Source organism: Microcoleus sp. SVA1B4 (assembly GCF_036700545.1).
GTDB lineage: Bacteria > Cyanobacteriota > Cyanobacteriia > Cyanobacteriales > Microcoleaceae > Microcoleus.
The window spans coordinates 22,521-38,992 of the sequence record NZ_JAUBPB010000021.1 but is presented as its reverse complement, the minus strand read 5'-3'; the positions used below and the strand labels follow the sequence as shown (position 1 = coordinate 38,992).

The 16,472-nt window shown below is 43.7% G+C and carries 18 protein-coding genes; 11 read left to right on the top strand and 7 right to left on the bottom strand.

Features of this window, described 5'->3' with window-relative positions; genetic code table 11:
* Nucleotides 1-45: 45 nt before the first annotated feature.
* Both QT987_RS12425 and QT987_RS12420 read right to left on the bottom strand, forming a co-directional pair.
* Nucleotides 46-444, bottom strand: coding sequence for a transcriptional regulator (locus tag QT987_RS12425; protein WP_333154684.1), 399 nt, complete (start codon nucleotides 442-444; stop codon nucleotides 46-48).
* Entirely contained in the window at nucleotides 428-727 is a 300-nt protein-coding gene (locus QT987_RS12420; RefSeq protein ID WP_333240207.1) for a type II toxin-antitoxin system HigB family toxin, read from the bottom strand. Before QT987_RS12420 ends, QT987_RS12425 begins: the two co-directional genes overlap by 17 nt.
* Nucleotides 728-1,353: 626 nt before the next feature.
* Here QT987_RS12420 and QT987_RS12415 point away from each other — a divergent pair.
* The 3 genes from QT987_RS12415 to QT987_RS12405 all read left to right on the top strand — a co-directional run bounded on the left by QT987_RS12415 (nucleotide 1,354) and on the right by QT987_RS12405 (nucleotide 3,776).
* Nucleotides 1,354-2,112, top strand: coding sequence for a DNA-binding protein (locus tag QT987_RS12415; RefSeq protein WP_333240205.1), 759 nt, complete (start codon nucleotides 1,354-1,356; stop codon nucleotides 2,110-2,112).
* 334 nt (nucleotides 2,113-2,446) lie between these two features.
* Nucleotides 2,447-3,145, top strand: coding sequence for an aquaporin Z (gene aqpZ, locus QT987_RS12410; protein WP_333240203.1), 699 nt, complete (start codon nucleotides 2,447-2,449; stop codon nucleotides 3,143-3,145).
* A gap of 139 nt (nucleotides 3,146-3,284) precedes the next feature.
* Nucleotides 3,285-3,776, top strand: coding sequence for a gluconokinase (locus QT987_RS12405; RefSeq protein WP_333240201.1), 492 nt, complete (start codon nucleotides 3,285-3,287; stop codon nucleotides 3,774-3,776).
* A 336-nt stretch (nucleotides 3,777-4,112) separates the two neighbouring features.
* Here the strand turns inward: QT987_RS12405 and QT987_RS12400 are convergent, their stop codons facing one another.
* Nucleotides 4,113-5,090, bottom strand: coding sequence for a carbohydrate kinase (locus QT987_RS12400; RefSeq protein ID WP_333240199.1), 978 nt, complete (start codon nucleotides 5,088-5,090; stop codon nucleotides 4,113-4,115).
* A gap of 444 nt (nucleotides 5,091-5,534) precedes the next feature.
* Between QT987_RS12400 and QT987_RS12395 the strand changes: the two genes are divergently transcribed.
* The 7 genes from QT987_RS12395 to QT987_RS12365 all read left to right on the top strand — a co-directional run bounded on the left by QT987_RS12395 (nucleotide 5,535) and on the right by QT987_RS12365 (nucleotide 12,096).
* Nucleotides 5,535-5,810 (top strand): photosynthetic electron transport-dependent transcriptional regulator PedR, encoded by a 276-nt coding sequence (locus QT987_RS12395; protein WP_006633901.1) that lies wholly within the window; start codon nucleotides 5,535-5,537, stop codon nucleotides 5,808-5,810.
* 34 nt (nucleotides 5,811-5,844) lie between these two features.
* Complete coding sequence (locus QT987_RS12390; RefSeq protein WP_333083165.1) at nucleotides 5,845-6,126, top strand: hypothetical protein; 282 nt, start codon at nucleotides 5,845-5,847, stop codon at nucleotides 6,124-6,126.
* Between the two features lie 123 nt (nucleotides 6,127-6,249).
* Nucleotides 6,250-7,527: a histidine--tRNA ligase gene (gene hisS, locus QT987_RS12385; protein WP_333240197.1), complete on the top strand. Its 1,278-nt coding sequence runs from the start codon at nucleotides 6,250-6,252 to the stop codon at nucleotides 7,525-7,527.
* A 272-nt stretch (nucleotides 7,528-7,799) separates the two neighbouring features.
* Nucleotides 7,800-8,570 (top strand): Uma2 family endonuclease, encoded by a 771-nt coding sequence (locus QT987_RS12380; RefSeq protein WP_333240195.1) that lies wholly within the window; start codon nucleotides 7,800-7,802, stop codon nucleotides 8,568-8,570.
* Nucleotides 8,571-8,666: 96 nt separating this feature from the next.
* Entirely contained in the window at nucleotides 8,667-9,809 is a 1,143-nt protein-coding gene (locus tag QT987_RS12375) for a DNA cytosine methyltransferase (protein WP_333240193.1), read from the top strand.
* Nucleotides 9,810-9,826: 17 nt separating this feature from the next.
* Entirely contained in the window at nucleotides 9,827-11,518 is a 1,692-nt protein-coding gene (locus QT987_RS12370; RefSeq protein ID WP_333240191.1) for an AAA family ATPase, read from the top strand.
* Between the two features lie 2 nt (nucleotides 11,519-11,520).
* On the top strand, nucleotides 11,521-12,096 hold the full coding sequence (locus QT987_RS12365) for a hypothetical protein (RefSeq protein ID WP_333240188.1): 576 nt from the start codon (nucleotides 11,521-11,523) through the stop codon (nucleotides 12,094-12,096).
* Nucleotides 12,097-12,117: 21 nt separating this feature from the next.
* Here the strand turns inward: QT987_RS12365 and QT987_RS12360 are convergent, their stop codons facing one another.
* From QT987_RS12360 to QT987_RS12345, 4 genes are read right to left on the bottom strand one after another with little or no spacing between them, the layout of a single operon-like run.
* On the bottom strand, nucleotides 12,118-13,335 hold the full coding sequence (locus tag QT987_RS12360) for a class I SAM-dependent methyltransferase (protein ID WP_333240186.1): 1,218 nt from the start codon (nucleotides 13,333-13,335) through the stop codon (nucleotides 12,118-12,120).
* Between the two features lie 34 nt (nucleotides 13,336-13,369).
* The gene (locus QT987_RS12355; protein ID WP_333240184.1) at nucleotides 13,370-13,597 is read right to left on the bottom strand and encodes a type II toxin-antitoxin system HicA family toxin; all 228 of its coding nucleotides are present in this window, start codon (nucleotides 13,595-13,597) and stop codon (nucleotides 13,370-13,372) included.
* The gene (locus tag QT987_RS12350) at nucleotides 13,597-13,875 is read right to left on the bottom strand and encodes a type II toxin-antitoxin system HicB family antitoxin (RefSeq protein WP_333240182.1); all 279 of its coding nucleotides are present in this window, start codon (nucleotides 13,873-13,875) and stop codon (nucleotides 13,597-13,599) included. Before QT987_RS12350 ends, QT987_RS12355 begins: the two co-directional genes overlap by 1 nt.
* A 40-nt stretch (nucleotides 13,876-13,915) precedes the next feature.
* Nucleotides 13,916-15,100, bottom strand: coding sequence for an NAD(P)H-quinone oxidoreductase subunit H (locus QT987_RS12345; RefSeq protein WP_333056426.1), 1,185 nt, complete (start codon nucleotides 15,098-15,100; stop codon nucleotides 13,916-13,918).
* A 57-nt stretch (nucleotides 15,101-15,157) separates the two neighbouring features.
* On the opposite strand from QT987_RS12345, the gene rsmH reads away from it, so the two are divergent.
* The gene (gene rsmH / locus QT987_RS12340) at nucleotides 15,158-16,060 is read left to right on the top strand and encodes a 16S rRNA (cytosine(1402)-N(4))-methyltransferase RsmH (RefSeq protein ID WP_333240180.1); all 903 of its coding nucleotides are present in this window, start codon (nucleotides 15,158-15,160) and stop codon (nucleotides 16,058-16,060) included.
* The last annotated feature ends 412 nt before the right edge of the window (nucleotides 16,061-16,472 follow it).

Here is a 16,472-nt window from a genome sequence, read left to right as displayed (position 1 = left end):
CTACAAGACATGGAATGAGATTGTAACCGATCGATTTATCTTAAATTAAATGAACAAGCTAGGTGAGATTTGAAAATAATCGCCGAGTGCCTTAGCTTGTGCTTTGCTAATTGATCGCTTGCCATTCACAACTTCAGATACTACGCCGCTAGATCCAATGATACCTACCAAGTCTGCTTGGCGGGTGCCGCTGGATTCCATGATATGTTGCAAAATCTCATGAGGTTCGGATTTGTCTATCGGATAGTTTTCTGTCTCGTAAACTTCTATCAAAGTGACTAACAACTTGTATAAAACTTTCTCCTCTGGAGTGAGGTTTTTAGCAAATGTTAGCCTTTCTGCAACTGCCAGGAGGCGATCGTATTCTTCCTCAGTTTCGATCGCCTTGGGAGCAATTTCTGCGAGCAAGTTGCTGTAAGTCGTTCGGTCAAAAGTTAGGGTCATTTTTCCATTTTTCTTGGTCGTAGTCAGAGTGGGTTAGGAAATATTTGTAGAAAACAGTTTGGTTCTCATAGTTAATCCCAACAATCAGGCGATAGTCGTTGCCTTTGATATTAAAGACGGTAAAGTTTCCTACTGCTTCGGCATCCCGATAAATTTTGCGAACATCCTCCAAATTATGCCATTCCGCTTTGTTGACAGTTTGTTTCCAAATCTCAATTTGGTTTTTGACATCCGGGTACTTGGCAGCATTATTACGGAGGTTGCGGAGCGAAATTAGGTGCATTTGTTTTTAGCTTTTTAGTGGTTTTGTATTGCATCTCTTTCGCTTCCATAACGTGGCTTATTCAATCACTTTATACAGGACTTACTCACAGATTTTATCTATAGCAATCCTTGCAAGAGTCGTAAACTTTTTACCCCACCCCAACCCTCCCCTTGGTAAGGGGAGTAAGAAATTCACAAATGATTTAGGATTGCTATATAGAGCGATCGCTGTCCACCAGAACTCTACAGGTGATCTCAAAGTTCGGTTATGCAGGGTAATACCAAATCCGGGTTAGGCATCCCCTTTATTGACCAGGAATTTCAAAGGTGGTACCCGCCACGTGATTTATCCGTGGAATCAATCCAAAATCGAAAATCGAAAATCCTCAAGCCCCCGCATTTATCTCGCGCAAGTCAATCGAAAATCGAAAATCGAAAATCGAAAATCGAAAATCGATTGACGGAATATTTATAACAGGGGTGGTAAACTCGGATTTGGTATAAGTCCTGCTTGTATACTCATACTCTCATTTTGAGAGGTAAGTGTCAAGGGTCGATCGGGTAAACATTTTTTAAGCTGCGTAGGTGAGTTGTGTTTGTGCAGTACGCACTGTGCACCCTACTTGAATTGACAGGAGATTTACTTTGAAAACACTATTTTTGGCTTGGCAAAGCCCGGACAGCGGTTCTTGGTTTCCGATTGGTCGATTGATATTTAACGGTAAAGAATACCAGTTCAATTATACAAATGGTGTTCTAGAAGCTAAACTTAAGTGCGGGTTTCAACCCTTGCCATCTTTCCCGGATTTCCATAATGTTTACACTTCACAGAAACTGTTTTCGTTGTTTTCTAATCGAGTGATGGCCCGATCGCGCCCTGAGTACCCTGAATTTGTACAGTGGTTGAATATCCCTGAACATGAACATGACCCAATTGCTTTATTGGCGCGCAGCGGAGGCAAACGGGCAACTGATAAATTTGAGGTGTTCCCTTGTCCCGAACCAGATGAAAATGGACGTTACTGTATCCATTTTTTTGCAGATGGACTGCGATACCTTTCAAAGTCGGCAATTGAACGGATTAATCGGCTTCAAGTGGGCGAACTTTTGTATTTAGCCCACGAATTTAAAAATCCGCGCGCTTCCCGTCTGCTTCTGTGTACTAAAGATCACTGGATTGTCGGCTATTGTCAGCGCTATCTTGTGGATGATATTTTTGAAATTATTTTGCAGCATCCAGAATTGGTTTGCGTACAAGTCGATCGCGTCAATCAACCCCCAACGCCGCTACAGTTCCGCTTGCTATGCAAGATGACTGCCGATTGGCGAGACTTTCGCCCCTTCCAAAGTCGGATGTACCAGCCGATTAGCAATGATGTTTTAGCTGCAAGTGCGATCGGATAATCAGCAACAATAAGTAAAATTACGATCGCAGAATTAGGGAAGAAGCCAAGTTAATTGTTGTGAATTGAATACAGAAGATTGCACAATTTATACAAATAATTAGCTTAATCTTGACATTTTTTACATAATAGAGTATGTTTGAGCTAATTTATCGATTCCTAATTTCGCATTCTCAGTTAAGTCCATACAATTTCTGAAAATTAGAGCTACACATTGCTAATGATTTTGATTAGTATTGTTGCGCTAAGTGAAACAAATCCGAGTTCTAATTTTTATATTTAGAACTCGTATGGGTGTAAAATTAACCGATTAGAAAATTGAGATAATTGTGAGTATGAACAAAAAAATAAAGATTGGGGTTGCTGAAGCTTTTGGTACTTTTGTGTTGGTATTAGGTGGATGTGGCAGTGCGGTTTTAGCTGGAGATAAAATCGGCTTTTTGGGAGTTTCGATCGCCTTTGGTCTATCCCTCTTAATCATGGTTTATACGATCGGCCCTATCTCTGGATGCCACATTAATCCGGCGGTAAGCATCGGTTTAGTAGTTGCCAAACTGATCGATGCTGTTTTGCTTCCTTATTATATAGGCGGTCAGATTGTAGGGGGAATTTTAGGCGGTCTGGTTTTGTACTTGATAGCATCAGGAAAACCGGGTTTTGATGCGGCGGCTTCGGGATTTGCGTCTAATGGTTTTGCAGAACATTCTCCCACGGGTTACGGACTTTTGGCAGCAGCTTTGACGGAAATTGTACTAACTGCTTTTCTGTTATTTACCATCATGGGTACTACCCATCCCAAATATCCCGTCGGTTTGGGCGGAATTCCCATCGGCTTGATGCTGGTGTTGATTCATTTAGTCGGAATTCCCATAACCAATACTTCAGTTAACCCAGCTAGAAGTATCGGTGTCGCACTTTTTCAAGGCGGATGGGCAATCCAACAGTTATGGGCGTTTATTGTATTCCCTGTGATGGGTGGAATTATCGGCGTTTTGGCTTATAATTTCATTAAACCCACTCTGGAAGAAATTTGAGCGAAAATCATAAATAAACCGGGTTTATTGAATTTTTTAGGGTGGTAGAATTCATCCGGCAACTTAAGAAACCCGGTTTGTCGATCGCACAACTTGATAAAATTGCAAGTATATTGCAAGTATTCGGTAAATAGGTGCCATGATTACGATCGTGATGGGAGTCTCAGGTTCTGGCAAAACTACTGTTGGGAAGTTGCTGGCGCAATCTCTCAATTGGGATTTCAGGGATGCCGACGATTTTCACCCATCAGCTAATATCGAGAAAATGAGTCGGGGCATTCCTTTAGAAGATGCGGATCGCCTTCCTTGGCTATTACAATTGCAAGCTACAATAGACAGGTGGCTGTTAGAAAATAAAAATGTGGTTTTGGCTTGTTCTGCTTTAAAAACATCTTACCGCGAAATGCTCTACCGAGACCAACAGCGGATGAAGATAGTTTATCTAAAATGTTCTTTTCAGCTATTAGCCACCAGGTTAAAAACTCGCGAAAACCACTACATGAAAGCAGACTTGCTGTTAAGCCAGTTAGACAGTCTCGAAGAACCTGAAGATGCAATTATCATAGATGCTTCGCAGCCACTAGAGTTAATCGTGCGCCAAATTATATCATGTCCGATCGATCGCCCATAATACCATTGCCGGGGCGGGTTTTTGAGATTGTCCGTTTTTGGCAAATATTATTGGTGAACCCGCCCCTACAGGAATCAGGGTAATCGATCGGACATGATATGATGTGCGGTTAATTGCCCCCAATAAAACCTATAATACTAAATCGAGCTTAAATACCAGTTTATTTCTTAGTCCCTCTTAACTAGGGCAATAATTTGTATAGTAGCTATTTCAAACGGCGAGTCTTAGCGAGGGTTTTTAACTCGGATTTAGTATAACAGTATTTTTTTCCTAGCAACCGAGTTTATGAACCAAAATTAGCCCCCTTTCCGTTTCCAGACTGATAGGTTGGCGGCCCTAATTTTTGTACAAATATAAGAAAGCTTCTACTTCAGCCGCAGTAGGTTGAGATATAATTGCCCCCGGTTTCATCGCTGTCATCGCACCTACCGCACTGGCATAAGTTACAATTGTTTTGGCTATTTTGGGGTCGGCTAAATTCTTAATTCCATGCTTGCACAACTGTCGCACAAAACCAGCCAGAAATGCGTCGCCTGCACCTGTTGTATCCTCAACATCTACTGTAAATGCGGGGATTTTTCCTTCATTTTCCGAGATACAATAAGCGCAACCTTTCTCGCCTGCTGTCACCAAAACGCCTTCTACGGAATCGAGACGGTAGGTAATAGCTCCAGCATCGGTAGTGTCAAACAACCATTCGGCTTCTTCCTCAGATAACTTGACAAAATCAACTTTTTTTAATGTTTTTCTAATGCGCGCTTTTGCTTCGTCTGGATTTGGCCAAAACACGGGACGCCAATTGATGTCAAGTATAATTTTAACGTCGTAGTGTTCTGCTAGTTCGATCGATCGGGCGATCGCCTCTCGACTTTCAGGATAAGCTAATTCTAAAGTACCTAACACTAAATATTCGGCATTTTCAAACAGCACTTCGGGTAGTTGTGCAGCGAGGAGGCGCGTGTCTGCAAAATCGGCCGTATCCAATTCGCCAAAACCGGCAAAAGATCGATCGCCCGCTTCATTCCGCAAGACATAAACTTGCCGCGTCGGCGCACTTGGATGTCGCTGCAATCCAGCAATATCAACCCCTACTTCTTGCAATACCTGCACTAGGGAATTCCCCAATTCATCCCCACCTACAGCACCGATAAATCCCGCCGCCGTCCCTAATTTAACCAAAGCACAGGCAACATTAGCAGGAGCACCGCCGGGATATGCCGTCCAAGATTCTACCTCTTCGAGAGATACTCCTGGTTTGTCTGCTAAACAATCAAATAAAACTTCACCCAGACACAAAACGCGAGGATAAGTCATATCTATTTTAGATTTTAGATTTTAGATTTTAGACCAGCAGTAGACAGGCCAATAATTATTTTTAACCCATCCCAGAAAAATTGCAAGCTATTTTTTAATAGCTGCTCCTATAATACCAGACTTATTGATACTGGCAGTTACTCGCTCAACGCACAAGTGCAGTGCGGGCGTATCAGTTGTTTTACCTGAAAACATCTGCGGGTTTGGCCCGGATGTCAGATGCGCGCAGGTAAAGGGCTCACCCGCCACCGGAAGGGTGCCAGCAGTGCAAGTCGGTGCGCGTCATGCTGTGTCAGCGCTGGGTTTGCACTCTTGGCGATTCTGCAGGCGAGTTGGTGCTTCGGGCCCGAAAAAGTAGCACAGCAAATTTAATTTTCTCTTCATACTCGATCCCTCATCCTTTAGAATTGTAGATAGGTAAATATGCAGACATAGGAAAAATTTATGAGTGGGATTGTCTCTGGGACCCCTGTCACCCTTTCGGACAGAGAATTGCAAGTGGTAGAGTTAGTAGCAGCGGGATTGACTAATGAGAAAATCGCCGAAAAGTTAGAGATTAGCAAGCGTACAGTTGACAACCACATTAGCAATATCTTGAACAAGACGCGGGCTGACAATCGAGTTACGCTTGTACGCTGGGCTTTGCAGTGGGGAAAGGTATGTTTGGACAATATTAACTGCTGTCCTCTACCGCGGCCGATCGATAAAGAAGTATCTTAAGTAGGGGTTCTGGTTGGGAACAGGCAAAGAAATGATGCAAACGGCACAAGAAAAACAACTCCGCTATCAAATTCAAAGCCCTGGATTGCCGCTGGCGGTGTATCGCGAAGTGGCGACCCATTTGCGTCAAGTTGAAGGGGTGCAAACCGGTTTAATTCCGCAGCAGTCGCAGCGGTTTGATTACTACGACAGCCAAGTTGGGGGTTTGTGGATACAGTATCCTGAAGGGTTCGATTTGGCAGGTCGCGAGCGGGTCGATCGCATTTTGGCTTATTATGGCGATCGTTACGGAGCCTGGGAATTATTAAGTCATTAGTTATTGGGAATTGTTAGCTGTTGACTGTTGACTGTTGACTGTTGACTGTTGACGGTTAACTAATAACTAATGATTAATAACTAATGATTAATGACTACTAACTACTGACTACTGACTAACAAAATGAGTGCAATTAAAACTTTACCGGGAACGCGGGATATTTTGCCCGCTGAAATTCAATATTGGCAAAATATAGAAGAAGTCGCTAGAACCATTTTAAAAAAAGCGGCTTATCGGGAAATTCGGACGCCGATATTTGAACAGACATCTTTATTTGAACGCGGCATCGGAGAAGCTACCGATGTCGTGGGCAAAGAAATGTACACTTTTAAGGATAAGGGCGATCGATCGACAACTTTGCGTCCAGAAGGCACCGCCGGAGTAGTCCGAGCTTTTATTCAAAACAGTTTGTACGCAGCGGGAGACGTGCAGCGCCTGTGGTATGCGGGGCCGATGTTTCGCTACGAACGCGCGCAAGAAGGAAGACAGCGGCAGTTTAATCAAATTGGCGTGGAAGTCTTGGGGAGTGCGAATCCTCGTGCGGATGTCGAAGTAATTGCGATCGCCTGTGATATCCTGCAAACACTCGGTTTAAAAAATTTGCGCCTCGATATTAATTCTGTCGGAAATAAGCAAGACAGACAAAATTATCGGCAAGCATTAATAGATTATTTTACACCGCACAAAGACGAATTAGACGCCGATTCTCAAGACCGCTTGACTCGAAACCCGCTGCGGATTTTGGACAGCAAAAATCAGCGGACTCAAGAAATTGTAGCTGGTGCGCCGAGTATTTTGGAATATTTGGGAGAGGAATCGCGAGATCACTTCGAGCAAGTGCAGCAAATGCTCACAAATTTAGGAATTAGCTATCAGTTAAATCCCCGATTAGTGCGCGGTTTAGATTACTATACTTACACCGCATTTGAAATTATCTCCGACGATTTGGGAGCGCAAGCAACAGTTTGCGGAGGCGGCCGCTACGACGGTTTAGTAAAGGAATTGGGCGGCCCAGATACGGCGGCAGTCGGTTGGGCAATGGGTATCGAAAGGTTGATTATCCTGCTGCAAAAGTTGCAACCTTTGCCCGCGCCGAAGTTAGATTTCTATTTGGTATCCAGGGGCGATAAAGCAGAACAGCAATCCGTATTGTTAGCTCAAAAATTGCGAAGTGCCGGGTTTAGTGTCGAGATAGATTTGAGCGGTAGTGCTTTCGGGAAACAGTTTAAAAGAGCCGACAGAAGCGGTGCAGTTGCGTGTTTAGTTTTGGGAGATGCGGAAGCTGAAAACGAGACGGTACAATTGAAGTGGTTGGCGAGTGGTGAACAAAGTGCGATCGCCCAATCGGAACTACTAGCAATGACAAACGAGCTACAGCAGAAGATTATAGCTGCATATTAAGTCCGGCAGGGAATGAATTCCCTGCCTCAAAGCTAAAGTCCTCTGAAGAGGACTAATTATTTTAACAGTCTTCTTCTCAGTCCTCTTCAGAGGACTTTAGCTATTAGCCAGGGGTTTCAACCCCTGGCGGACTGTCGGCTTAAGTCGTTACTAATTGGCTCTGCCCGGTAAGGCATATCCAGAGGCTCTGCCTCGTCATTAAGCCATTAACATTAATCCCAAAAACCAAGAGATATAATTTAAACATTAAAACATTTAACCTCTGATAAACTATGTCTGTAGCAACTAAAAATTATGAAACAAAACTCACAATCACCTGGCCGCTACTACCAGAAGATTTCCAACTACCAGACGACCCCGTGGAAGACGAAAGCCAACCCTTATTAGCCGCCGCTTTGCGCCAGCCGCTAACAGGATTTCCTGAATTAATGCAGGATGCCTTAATTGTTTCCAACTTTGCCTTGTGTGCCGGCATAAGTTTCCCAGGTTCAAGCAGCGACGAACAGCGTATTATCTGCAAAGCACCAGATTGGATGTACGTGAAACCCGTCAATCCAAAAAATGTCTCGCAAGTCCGCCGTAGTTACACGCCACACACAGAAGGAACCATCCCCCCAATCGTGATGGAATTTCTTTCAGAAACCTATGGAGAAGAATACTCTGTAGAGTTTACCTCGCGGGTGGGAAAGTGGTTTTTTTACGAGCAAGTAATCAAAGTCCCCCGATACGTCATATTCCGAGCAAAAACAGCTCATTTAGAAGTTTACGCTTTAGAATCAGAGCGTTACAACTTGCAAAAACCTGATGAAAACGGACGTTATTGGATACCGGGATTAAACCTATTTTTAGGTATTTGGGAAGGAACACACGAAGGAAGGACAGGCTGTTGGTTGAGGTGGTGGAATGCAGAAGGCGAGTTGTTGCTTTGGTCGGAAGAAAGAGTAGAACAAGAACGCCAGCGGGGCGATCGCCAACGCCTCCGCGCTGAAAAATTGGCCGAAAAACTGCGTCAAGCGGGGATCGAGTTAGATGATGAAGAGTGAAATATCAATTGATGAGTCGAGTTAGACTATATTTTGATATAATTAGTATCTTGTGGTGCTAGCATTCAGCCAGCCCTTGTCCTACTGCGAACTAATATGTTACTCGAACGTCTCAAGCCGATCGCCTGGAAAAAAAAACCCCAACTGATTTCATTATTTTCCGGTTGTGGCGGTATGGACTTGCCATTCCACAAAGCCGGATTTGAAGTAGTTTGGGCGATCGACTCCAATAAATACGCCTGCAAAACTTTCAGCAGAAACATTGCTGATGTCATCGTCAACGACAGCATAGAAAATATAGACATTGCACAAGTTCCCGAAGCAGAAATATGTATAGGAGGGTTTCCTTGTCAAGACTTTTCCATGATTTGGAAACGCCCCGGACTTGAAGGAACCAGAGGCAATCTATATACATACTTTCTCGATTTTGTCAATAAAAAACAGCCCAAAGCTTTTGTAGCAGAAAATGTCAAAGGCTTATTAAGTGCAAATAATTATCAAGCAATAAAACAAATAATTTCTGACTTTGAAAGTATCGCTCCGGGCTACTTAGTCAAGCCCAAACTCTACAACTTTGCTGATTACGGAGTTCCGCAATTTCGGCAAAGAGTGTTATTAGTTGGCATTCGGATGGATACAGGATTTAACTTTGTGCATCCTCAGCCAGAATACGGACAAAATCGTAAATATCCCTATCGAACGGCAGGTGAAGCACTCAAAAATGTGGAAAAAGTGGAACATAATCAGGAACATCAGAAAATTCAGCCTCGAACCATTGAAATTTTGAGTCGAATTAAACCAGGAGGGAATTTTACTGATATTCCCAAGGATAGTCCATATTATGTAAAAGGCATGATCAGTCACGTTTATCGGCGAATTCATCCAGATAAACCCTGTGCTACAATTATTGCTGGTGGTGGTGGCGGTACTTGGGGATATCATTATCCCGAACCGCGTTCATTGACAAATCGTGAAAGAGCTAGGTTGCAAACATTTCCCGATAATTTTGTTTTTGAAGGTTCTATTACTGAAGTAAGAAGACAAATTGGCAATGCAGTTCCGCCAGATGGAATAGTTGACGTTGTTGAATCTCTGATTCCGCTATTTAAAGGGGATTATCCGAAAGTAGATTTATACACGTTAAATCACAAGTTGCAAATGATGTCAATTAAGGAACGATTAGAACACGCAGAATTAGAGGCTTCAGAACAGCAATTACAATTAACATTTACTTTTTAGTGAAGTGAGGTAACTCAATGTCCCTACCTGTCATAACTCCCGCAACGCCCTATGTGGACATATCTTTATCAAGAGTTGATCGACAGCAGCAATCAAATCTCAATACTTTTTTTGGCAAAGGGCGCGAGAATAAATCTACTGGTAAACTTATCCCAAGAGATTGGTACGAAGTTGAACTTATTGTGGATGCAAAAACAATAAGTGATCCTATTTACCCAAAAGGTGATTTTATCGTTCATACAGATGATGGTTTAACATTTGATTGCCAAACTCAAGGAGCAAATTATAAAAACTTTAGATCGAAATATGATTTAAAAATTTTAGGACGTTGGATTAAAGGCAAGCTAGAAAAAAGTGGTGCTCTGAAACAGTTTGAACCTGTTACAAGTCAGACACTTCAAACCTATGGGAGAGACTATATCCGTTTATATAAACTATCGGATTCTGAATACTACCTAGAGTTTGATGTTTCTATTCACTATAAAATGCTGAAAGAAATTCACCTAAAATGGGTGGGAACAGCTCCCCAATTTGATGTTTACTTCGCCGAAAGACTCAACTTATTTACTGGAGACAATGGTCTTGGTAAAACTTTTTTGCTAGATGTTGCTTGGTGGGTACTAACGGGAAACTGGGTTGATCAACCTGCTTGGCCTCAACAGGTAGAGGGAAAAACACCAGAAATTACCTCTGTGTTGAGTCATCAGAGAGATTCTGAGGAATATCGTAGCCTTTTTAGTCTTTCAGATCAGAAATGGCTGAATCTGCGAAGGCCTCCCTTGTTAAGAAGCTTAATCGTTTATGTCCGTGTTGATGGTGGATTTTCAGTTCTTGACCCGGCTCGTCAACACTCGAGTATTTATCACTTTACTTCCGATCATCTTTGGAATGGGTTAAGAGCCGATAATAAAGTTCTATGTAATGGTTTAATTCACGATTGGGTGAATTGGCAGCGACAGGCAGATATCTCTAAATTTGAAATATTTTCTTCTGTGATTCGACAACTTTCTCCCCATGCAGATGAATGGATGGAACCGGGGCTGCCAACACGGGTTTCTGTAGAAGATACTCGTGATATTCCTACCCTGGATTTCCCTTATGGAAATGTGCCTATTATCTACACATCAGCAGGAATAAAACGAATTTTAGGACTTGCTTACTTACTAATGTGGACTTGGTATGAACATACGCAAGCATCTAAGTTGCGGCAGCAAGAACCTATTGATAAAATAATCTGTTTAATAGACGAGGTTGAAGCTCACTTACATCCAGCTTGGCAACGATCGATTCTTCCTGCGATATTAGAAGTAGCTAAAGGTCTTAAGAATGAAATGAAAATTCAGCTAATAGCTACGACTCACTCTCCTCTTGTCCTTGCCTCAATTGAGCCTGATTTTGATGAGGAGCAAGATAAGTTATTTTTGTTTGAGTTACAAGGTAAAGATGTAACTCTTAATGAAGTTCCTTGGGCAAAACAAGGAGATGCTGTTGGCTGGCTAACTTCAGATATTTTTGGGTTAAAACAGGCTCGTTCCCGCGAAGCAGAAATAGCGATTGAGGCTGCGTATACTTTCATGCGAGGAGAAAGCATGGAAACTTTTCCTGAATACCTCAGAACTAAGGAGCAAATTCATCAGGAACTCCTGGGAGTTTTACCAGAACACGATCGCTTCTGGCCGCGATGGATTGTGAGCACCGAGGTTGAGTAAAGATGATGCGATTTATTCCGCCACCGGAACCAGCAGATTTTGAGCAACAGGTGCGAAAAGCAGGCAATAATTGGTTAGTTAAAAATCCTTGTAAAGAACCAAAAGATTTTTGGTCTACCTTCAAACCTCAATTAGCGAAAGAGTTCCAAAATCTTTGTGGCTATGCGGTGATGTACATACCGAGTCGGATGGGTACTGTCGATCATTATTTGAGCAAAAGTAAAGCAGAAAATCGGCATTTGATTTATGACTGGAAAAACTATCGCTATGCTTTACAACGGGTAAATAGCTGCAAAGGAACTTACGATAGACAAATTCTCGATCCGTTTGAAGTAGAAGATAATTGGTTTGAGATTATCCTACCTTCTTGTCAGTTGGTTTTGACTGACGCGATTCCTTCCCACGAGCGCGATCGAGCCGAATTTACCCTCAAAAAGTTACAGCTTCAGAATAGTGAATGGGTTATAGAACAACGTCAGGAGTGGTATCGGATGTATCTAGAGAACGAACTTAATTTAGAAGGGTTAGAAAAGAAAGCGCCTTTAATCGCTCGTGCGGTTAAAAAACAGCTTAATTAGTTAATAATCAATCTAAAATAATCAATCAGGCACCATCAAACCCATCAATATTATCCCCTTTTCCTCCTCCCTCAACCCCTTACACTGCACCAGAACCCCAAAACCCCCCAAACCCATCGGATCGATTAACTGATGCAAAGCCTCCCGGCGCCGCAAAAACGTTGCCACATCCAATACTTCCGCATCATTTGTTGATAGAGAAGCAATACGATCGCCCAAACCCAACGCCATCAAAAACAAAGCCTGCTGAGTAAACCCTACCACATCCAAACCGCACACTTCACCCTGTCTTTCCAACGCCGTAAAATTAACATGAGCCGTTAAATCCTGCCGGCCCACATTAATATAAGGATTGCTGTGATATCGGTGGCGATAATAACACTGTAGCGTCCCCTCCCTGCGCCTCGGATTGTAATAGCGGTGCGCCGGATAACCGTAATCAATAGTTAACAAATATCCCCGCTGCAACTTTTGAGCAACTGTACTCATCCAGTCCAAAGCCGCCAAATTCACCTCACTGCGATAACCATTCCCATAACCACTCGCCGACAAATCGATGCCCACCAAATCCAAATAGTCGGCAATTTTAGGGGTGGAAAGTTCGCCAACTACCTCGACAAATTTTATTTCTTCTTGTATATTTTTGGGGGTTTCGGCGGCAACGTAAATCTCCCTAACTTGCGCTTGTTCCAGAATAAATTGATGCACGGGTAAAGCATCTACTAACTCATTAGAAAAGAAACAACCGACAATTGAGTTATTAACTATCTCATCCCAATTACACCACTTGACACACTTGATATCGGCTAACATTTGCCGCTGTTCCGCTTGGAGTACAGGGGAAAGTTCAACAATAATGTATTCTAAAATATGAAAGAAATCGGGATATTGTATTTGCAGATATTGCAGCACATTTTCGGCAAAATTTCCCCGCCCAGCGCCCATTTCTACGATCGCGAAATTTTGAGGTTTGCCTAGAATTTCCCACATTTCCACAAACTGCTGTGCCAAAACCTCCGCAAAATCAGCACCCCAATGAGACGACGTGATAAAATCGCCTTGTTTGCCGATCGACTGTCGATCGCTATTGTTATAATAACCGTGCTGCGGATGATACAATGCCAAATCCATATATTCAGCAAAAGTAATACGCTGCTGGGGACTGGCGGCAATTCTTTCGCAGATTAAAGCGCAGAGTTCCGGGTTACTATCGTTAATATCTGGTTGCTGGGATGTCATAATTTTATGAGGCACTTAATCAAGCTGAACAAAATCATTCGAGTAGTGCTATAAACTCTTCCCTTGTGAGTTCTGCATCCCGCAGTATCTTGCGGAGTAAACCTCTACCTATGGTTTTGCCAGCATGGACAGGAATCGTTACTACCCGTCCATCTGCATGGATCATTCGCACATGACTGCCCTTTTGTCGAATCGTCTGAAAGCCTGCATTTTCTAAGGCGCTAATAACTGTATTTCCTGTTAAAGCTGGTAGTTTGGGCATTAAATCATCACCCTTTGAATACCTACAAATTCAGGTAATTTTTCATTACCCTCTTCTTCTAAACAAAGTGCAATAACTTCTTTAATATTGGCAATCAACTCATCAATAGTCTCTCCTTGGCTATAACAGGCTTTTAGCTGTGGGACTTCCCCGACATAATAGCCATCTTCATCTCGTTCAATAATGACGTAGAACTCTTGCTTGCTGACATTCATTCTGCAACCTCTTTGTTTTTTAAATTTTACTATATCATTATTAACAGTCAGGGCTTTAGTCATACTCGTTTAATAACTAAAGCCCTTACTGCTAACAGGGGGTCTACCTGTCAACCGAGCCCATAATAATGTCGATACTCCCCAAAATTGCCACCAAATCCGCAATTTTCACGCCGCGCACAATGTGAGGCAAAATCTGCAAATTATTAAAATCCGCAGCCCGAATCTTCCACCGCCAAGGAAACACACTATCATCCCCGATAATATAAATCCCCAACTCACCCTTGCCACTTTCGACGCGGACATAATGTTCGCCCTTGGGAATCTTAAAAGTCGGCGCCACTTTTTTGCCAATAAACTGATAGTCAAAACCATTCCATTCCGATTTTGGCCCGCTTTCTAAGCGCTTCGCTTCCAAATTCTCGTAAGGGCCGCCGGGGAGTCCTTTCAAGGCTTGATAGATAATCTTAACCGACTCGCGCATCTCCCGAATCCGTACTAAATACCGGGCCAAACAATCGCCTGCAGCTTCGGTACAAACTTCCCAGTCGAAGTCGTCATAACATTCGTAATGGTCAACTTTCCGCAAATCCCAATTTACGCCGGAACCGCGCAACATGGGGCCCGAAAGTCCCCAGTTAATCGCTTCGTTGCGAGAAATAGTACCCAAGCCTTCAATCCGGCGGCGGAAGATTGGATTGTTGGTAATTAAACGTTCGTACTCGTCAATTTTGGGAACGAAATAATCGCAGAAATCTTGGCACTTATCTACCCAACCGTAGGGCAAATCGGCGGCGACTCCGCCAATGCGGAAATAGTTATTATTAACCATGCGATAACCTGTGGCTGCTTCCCACAAGTCGAGAATTGGTTCGCGATCGCGCATAGTATAGAAAAAAGGAGTTTGCGCGCCCACGTCCGCCAAAAACGGCCCTACCCACATCAAGTGGTTAGCAATCCGGTTCAACTCCAGCATAATTACCCGAATATAACTAGCCCGTTTGGGGACAGCAATATTCGCCAACTTTTCCGGTGCATTCACTGTCACCGCTTCGTTAAACATCCCCGCAGCGTAGTCCCAGCGGCTAACGTAGGGCACGTACATCACGTTGGTGCGATTTTCGGCAATTTTTTCCATCCCCCGGTGCAGATAGCCCAAAACTGGCTCGCAGTCCACCACATCTTCCCCGTCCAGGGTGACAATTAACCGGAGTACCCCGTGCATGGATGGGTGGTGCGGCCCCATGTTGAGCACCATCGGTTCGGTTCTAGTCTCAATTCTTGACATAATTAAATGAATTAATGATTACTAGCTATTGTTGATTTTTGTTTGGCTTTTATGATTATGAAGGATATCGAGCTCTCTGAGAAGGAGACCCTGGGATCAGATGTGAGTATTGACACCTATCACGTTCCTGTTTTGGGTCAAGAGTTAATTGCCGGTTTAGCTGTGCGTGCAGGCGGACACTATTTGGACGCGACGCTTGGGGGTGGCGGACACACGAGTTTGATTTTAGCGGCGGCGCCAGATGTTACAGTGGTGGCGATCGACCGCGATGAACAAGCCATCGGTTTTTGCCAAGCCCGATTTGCCAACTCGCCCGTTGAGTTTTGGCACGGTAACTTTGCTGAATATCAGTCCCCAGAGGCTGAATTTGATGGTATCATAGCAGACTTGGGCGTCAGCTCTGCTCAGTTCGATACACCGGAACGAGGATTTAGTTTTCGCCACCCAGCTCAACTAGATATGCGTATGAACCAGCAGCAATCTTTGACGGCAGAAGAGATTATCAACCACTGGGAAGAAGTTAAACTAGCAGATATTATTTACAGGTACGGCGAGGAGCGACTGTCGCGGCGCATCGCAAGGCGGATTGTGCAAGGGCGCCCTTTTCAAACTACAACAGAACTTGCAGGGGCGATCGCCTCCAGCTTCCCCCCCAAGCAGCGCAACGGCAGAATCCATCCTGCCACCCGTACTTTCCAAGCTTTAAGGATAGCTGTCAACTCCGAACTCGCTTCTTTAGAAACTTTCCTCAACCAAGCGCCCAGGTGGTTAAAACCAGGTGGGAGAATCGGAATCATTACATTTCACAGTCTCGAAGACCGACCAGTCAAGCACCAACTCAGAGGAACACCCAGTTTGCAGGTACTGACAAAAAAGCCGATCGTCCCACAATCCGAAGAAGTCGCTAGAAATCCCCGCTCTCGTTCTGCTAAGCTCAGACTGGCAGAAAGAATAACTTGATTCGGCAGTAGTAATATGCTTGCTGCAAAAAGTTCAGAGATTAAGGAGACTTGCATGCAGCAATCAAGTACGATTCGGCAAAGATGTAGGGAATAGCGCCAACAACCCACCACTAACCCTCCGGGTACAGTGCGGCTTGAAATACAGCCGGTGTTGACCAGACTTAGGTAGCAATACCTGCGTTAGTAGTAAGTGTTAAAATTCACACCGAGGACAGTGCCGAGCTAGTTAAGAACTCTGCAATCAGAGCATTAATTAGCCGTTTTGAATGCTGGTGTGTTTAGAAAAGTACCGACTGCTAACAAGGTGATTGCTCGTATCACAGCCTGAAAGCTGACTGGGGAATTTTCCCTATTGAAGCGGCCTACCGAGGCGGGTTACAGTATCGAAAGCCTCTCATCTGTGCGAACAG